This window comes from bacterium (assembly GCA_040755795.1).
GTDB lineage: Bacteria > UBA9089 > CG2-30-40-21 > CG2-30-40-21 > SBAY01 > JBFLXS01.
Map to the genome: position 1 here is coordinate 1 of JBFLXS010000312.1, position 4,931 is coordinate 4,931.

Annotated in this window: 3 protein-coding genes; all 3 read right to left on the minus strand. The window is 38.4% G+C overall.

Going from position 1 to position 4,931, the window contains the following annotated elements; all coding sequences use genetic code 11:
- Nucleotides 1-195 precede the first annotated feature (195 nt).
- On the minus strand, nucleotides 196-801 hold the full coding sequence (locus tag AB1414_15525) for a hypothetical protein (GenBank protein ID MEW6608829.1): 606 nt from the start codon (nucleotides 799-801) through the stop codon (nucleotides 196-198).
- A 220-nt stretch (nucleotides 802-1,021) separates the two neighbouring features.
- Nucleotides 1,022-2,083, minus strand: a complete 1,062-nt coding sequence (locus AB1414_15530) for a hypothetical protein (protein ID MEW6608830.1) — start codon at nucleotides 2,081-2,083, stop codon at nucleotides 1,022-1,024.
- A 22-nt stretch (nucleotides 2,084-2,105) separates the two neighbouring features.
- On the minus strand, nucleotides 2,106-4,931 hold a 2,826-nt coding region (locus tag AB1414_15535; GenBank protein MEW6608831.1), incomplete at its 5' end, for a nidogen-like domain-containing protein.

Sequence of the window (4,931 nt, forward strand, 5' to 3'; positions counted from 1 at the left end):
AAACATTGATTATAAATAAAAATTTGCACCAGCATTGCATTCACTCCAAGTCCTTAATTCTCAAGAGGTTGTGTAATATTCACCCCCGTTATACCGCTGAAAAGATATGTCAACAGCCTGTCAAGATCTGACCCTAACTCCCCTCCTATAATGGTAAAAGTATATCATGAATAAATGATTTTGTCAAGTTTTAATTCACAATTCAAGATGTGACCCCCCCCTCTTTCTACTTGCACTCTTGCCAGTAAATGTCGGTCCACCTACCGGTCCTCCACCACCAAAGGGATAATAGAAATATTGTTCGACTACCCTGCCATCTTTATCAGTAATTGCTCGAGCCGAGCCTAACTGGTCGTTGTGGTAGTAATAGAGTTTCACCGGGCTACCAAGCGGCTCTTCTTGCAACCTCGCAGTCAACTGCCCATTAGCATACACATACGAGGTCTTGCTGGTAATAGTTACCTTTTCTGCCGGGGGCGATTCTATCTTATTGACAACCAGATTCAACTCAAATGCCTTCCCATCCCTAATCGAGGCTAAAGGGATTGTCACCCCTTGTCTCCCTAAACTATCCTCAATCCCTACTCTTACACTCCCATCTACACCTTGTAGGCTTTTGTATTGAAAGACAATCCGACCATTGTAATGCAGTATAACCTGAAATGTCTCTGGTTCATCCCTTCCGTATAATGGCACCTCCTCCCAGCTGACCACAAATCTATCCCCTAAATCCTTGTAAGTAATTTTGCCTCCTGCATAAGGATTCAAATCTCTGAAGGATGATACAATCTCTATTGTCACAGATGCTTAATTTTCAAAGAGCAATTAAAAGAAAGAAAAAGTAAATTTTTCTATTCCTTTTATTAACAATAAGTTATGTAAAATATCAATTCACAATTCAAGATGCGACCCCTATCTCCATTCAAGATGCGACCCCTATCTCCATTCACGACCCCTATCTCCATTCAAGATGCGACCCCTATCTCCATTCCCTATTCTTCCCATTTATACAAAAACCTCCTTATTCTTTCTTAGGTGTCCACCAGTCAAATGTAGCCTCTGTCTGACACCAGTCAACTTTAGGATCTACAATTTTTCTAATTAGTCTATTATTTGTACCATCTGCATTTATTACATGTAATTCCGTTCTATTCGCCCACAACATAACAGGCCAATCTGTAGAATAGTAGTAGGTATACATAATTTTCTTTCCATCAGATGACCAACAAACTTCTTTATATCCTCCTAACCCTCTTTGTTCAGCAATCTTCCTTAAATTTGTACCATTACTATTTATTACATATATTCCATCTATTTGATTTATTCCCTTTGGAGAAACTTTTTCTCTTCCAATGAAAACAATTTGATTCCCATCTAGCAACCATCGGGGTGTACTATCATAATCGACTTCTACAACATCATCAAAAATAATTTGTTTTAGAGCAGTACCATCAACATTCATAATAAAAATATTACCTGGTTCCCATTTAGAAGTTTCAATATGCTTTTTGCATCCCCTAAAGAGAATTTTTTTACCATCTGGAGATACATCATGTTTATCTTTAGAAAGATATATCCCTCTTTCATTTTCTTTCCCTGCCCCATTGGTCAACTGCTTAAAATCAGCACCATCAATTTTTATAGTATATATTTCATTCTCTTTTCTAAAGGCAATCATCTTTCCATTTGGAAAGAAAGATGGACTGCCTCCCCCTTTACATATTTCTTTAAGCCCACTTCCATCTTCATTTATAATATATATTTGGTTATTTACTCCTCCTTTCTCATATGAGTATACATGGAAAACAATCTTTTTCCCATCTGGTGACCATCTTGGATTTTTAATAGATTGAAAAAATCCATTTGGAACAGGGTGATAATCGCTACCATCAGCATTCATAACATATAATTGACATCCTTTTCGTACCATTTTCCCGCTTTCTTTTTCCCATACCTCTTTGGCTATAACTACTTTTCCCTCTAATTGTTTTACTACATGGTCCGTATTCCCTTTAATACTCATCCCTGCACACCCTAAGATTATTAAAGATATTACCAAAAAGAGATAAAGAATTCTTTTCATCACTTCCTCCTTTATCTCCTTCTCATCGATACCGCTCATACTGAATTAATAGGTATGCAGGTAATGCTCCAGGACCTCCAGTAGTACCATATACACCCATTGTAAGCCAAACATCTATCTGTTTAGTAAACAGTTGTGTAGGAGCTATACCTAACGCCCTACCTACATCTTGATGACATACACCATTTATAATATATCTGAATCTTGAGGCAAAAGAGGAAGTAATACTTTGCCTCGTAATTACCCCTGTATGAGTCGTCAATGGTATCTTTCCCAGAACCTTATCATGACTAACATATCCTAAAACATCATTACCTCGAACAACCTTCTTAAAACCATGCATGCCTTCGTCAAGTGCGTATCTTCCAGAAACCTTAGCTTGTATAAATTTTCCTCCTTTGGTAGGATCAATCGCATTCTTCACCTCCTCTTCACTTGTAGCTAATAAACTCACATTTTTATCCCAATTCAACCCACTTTCTATCCCACTTTGGATAAAAGCAGAGGTTACCGCTGAGAGTAGGAAGTTATCACCTACGAGTTCCTGCATAGGGTCAGTAGACATGATTACCTGAGTTATTCCAGAAGCTATAACCCTATTTGATGCAATTGCCTCTGCTGAAAGTGCTGAGCCTGCACCTGCTTCAGCTCCAGCAAATGCTATGCCATAAGTTAGCATGCTTGATATTCCACCAATAAATGCTCCTTTTAGAATATCATCCCAATCACCCCCAGCAATAGCTGTACTAACCCCTCCAAATATTGCACCAACTATAAATGCTGCAAATATCCCAAATTCTCCATTTGGATCAACATAGGTAAGAGGGTTATTATCACAATAGAGGTAGGGATTTGAACCAACAAGATCAATTGGATCAGGAGTGATAAATCTACCAAGTGCGGGATCGTAATATCGGGCACCAAAATAAAAAAGACCAGTAGCATCCAATTCTTTACCAGTAAAACTTGGTCTTCCTACTGGTCCTCCAGAGCCAAATGGGTAGTAAAAATAATTCTCTACTACTTTACCATCTTTATCGCTAATAGCTCTTGGTGAACCTAAGTGGTCGTTGTGGTAGTAGTAGACCTTCGGTGAAGAGCCAATCGGTTCTTCCTGTAGCTTTGCCACTAACTGCCCATTACCATACACATACGAGGTCTTACTGGTAATAGTTACCTTCTGGGCCGGTGGTGACTCTATCTTAGTTACTATTAGATTCAACTCGAACGCCTTCCCGTCCCTAATCGAGGCTAAAGGAATAGCCACCCCGTTTCTCCCTTGACTATTCTCAATCCCTACCTTTACATACCCATCTACACCCTGCAGGGTTTTATATTGCAAGACAATCCGACCATCATAATGAAGTATAACCTGAAATGTCTCTTTTTCACTCCGACCGTATAATGACACATCCTGCCAGCTGACCACAAATCTATCCCCTAAATCCTCATAACTAATTTTACCTTCTTCAGATGGATCTAGATCTCGCCAGAAAACCCCAATCATATTATTTGGTGCCCGGGTATCAGGGATATTTGTTGGACAATATGATTCCTGGGTAGCATACCCTCCATCAAAACTCAAGAATCCATTACTGTTAATATTTATCTTATCATAGGTCTTATCATAATACCTGAAGGTAAATGGCAGATTAAACCATTTATTGTCATCATCCCCTGTGATTTCAGTTGGACTTTCAGTTTCTATCCATTGATAATTAGACTCCAGCAACTCATATTCAACCTCTTCTTTTGGAATAGCCTCTTTGCCTGTTAGGGGTTGAATCTTTAGTGCCAGGCAATTTTCAAGTAAATTCCTATCATACTCCTCTCCTTCATTTCCTGCTTGATTTTCTATCCCAACTACAACTCTCTCATCCACTCCTTGCAAGTCTTTATACTGAAATGTAATCGTGCCATCTTTATTAAGTATAACCTGAAATGTTTGGTAATTACCTCTTGGTGAGTAAAGAGAGATATTATCCCAGCTCACGATAAATCTTTCAGGATTGCTCTCATAAGTAATCTTACCACCTTTTCTTGGGTCTAAATCCCGCCAGAATGGTGCCACTAAGGCATTTGGTTGGTTGGAATTAGGGATATTAACAGGTGACCAACTATTAGAATCTGAGGTAAAACTTAAAAAACCATTACTACAGACATAGACCTTATCATACTCCTGGCCATAAAACTTGAACTTGAATGGTAGATTAAACAATATCGTCTGGTCATCACCGGTTATATCTGTTGCCTGGGTGGTAGTAATCCACTGGAAATCTGATGGCAGAATACTATAGTCTATCTCTCTTATTTGTTTAACCTCTGTCTTGCCTTTCATCTCGCATAATGTTCTTCCCTGTAAGTCATAATGATAAATCGTTATTGCCTCACCTTTTATCTTCTCTACCCGGCTATTATTACCATCATAGACATACCGTTCATCCAAGAATCCATTTTTACCAATCATAATCAGATTATTCTCATAATCATAGTAATAAGTAATAACCTCTCCTTGACCGGATTTTGACTTCAGGTTACCATTTGGATAATAGTCATAACTATAAACCCCATCTGACTTAAGGCAATTAGAGGTATAGCCATAGTTGCGGACTGGTTCTGTTTGAACTTGTGAAGTAACTCGATTTCCCACTTTATCATAGGTATATGTGATATCTTTATAATCTCCAGGTGTATAGTCTATACCCGTAAGTCTATTCAGGGTATCATAGGTATAATTGGCAAATGCTGTCGTCCCGGTAGCGTCTGAATATTCCTGTGTAAGATTACCGGATTGGTCATAAGTAAATAATCGTTGAAAGATAGGGTTACTGGTTTTTTGGGTATCAAT

Coding starts and splice junctions, on each gene's coding strand:
- AB1414_15530 (MEW6608830.1), bottom strand. CDS start 2,083: ATGAAAAGAATTCTTTATCTCTTTTTGGTAATATCTTTAATAATCTTA.